This window comes from Flavobacterium aquidurense (assembly GCF_002217195.1).
In the GTDB taxonomy this organism is placed as follows: domain Bacteria; phylum Bacteroidota; class Bacteroidia; order Flavobacteriales; family Flavobacteriaceae; genus Flavobacterium; species Flavobacterium frigidimaris.
Map to the genome: position 1 here is coordinate 60,785 of NZ_MUGR01000023.1, position 935 is coordinate 61,719.

Annotated in this window: 1 pseudogene; it reads right to left on the reverse strand. The window is 40.1% G+C overall.

Annotated features, from left to right (window positions below):
* Positions 1–935, reverse strand: a pseudogene (locus B0A67_RS24980) (SprB repeat-containing protein); the annotation flags it as partial.

Consider the following 935-nt stretch of genomic DNA (forward strand, 5'->3'; position numbering starts at 1 on the left):
ACCGTTACGATATAAGTTCCTGCAATCAAGTTAGTAGCCGTAGCCGAAGTTTGCACCGGATTAGTATTCCAGGAATAAGAATAAGTTCCTGTTCCGCCAGTTGCAGCCGCTGTTGCAGATCCTGTTGCGTCACCTTTACAGTTTACATTGGTATTAGTATTTATAGCTGCTGTAAGTGCAAGTTCAGGTTCTGTAATGGTTATTTGTTCGGTATCAGTACATCCTTTTTCGTCTGTCACCGTTACGATATAAGTTCCTGCAATCAAGTTAGTAGCCGTAGCCGAAGTCTGCACCGGATTAGTATTCCAGGAATAAGAATAAGTTCCTGTTCCGCCAGTTGCAGCCGCTGTTGCAGATCCTGTTGCGTCACCTTTACAGTTTACATTGGTATTAGTATTTATAGCTGCTAACAGGGCGGCTTGTGGTTGTGCAATAGTAACATTACAAGTTGTTTTATATCCTAACTTGTCAGTAACAGTTACTGTATGTAAGCCAGCGGTTAAAGCTGTTGCCTGAGCTATTGTTTCATTGTTATCCCATAGATAAGTATATTCTCCATTTCCTCCTATGGCGGTAACTGTTGCGATACCGTTATTATCTCCATAACATTTTGCAGGAGCATCTTGAACAATACTACAAGACAAAACATTAGGTTCCGAAATAGTGATAGTACAAGTTGTTGTACAGCCTTTAGAATCTGTTACGGTTACAGAATGTAATCCGGCATTTAAAGCAACAGCTTTTTGCGTTGTCTCATTATTATCCCATAAATAGGTATAATTACTATTTCCACCAAGTGCAGAAACCGTTGCTTCACCATCACTCAACCCATTTGAAGTTACTGCTTTGTTTTGTGTAATTGAACAAGACAAAGGAGCAGAAGGTTGACCAACAGTTACCGAATTAGATTGACTCGAACAGGAATCTGTTACAGT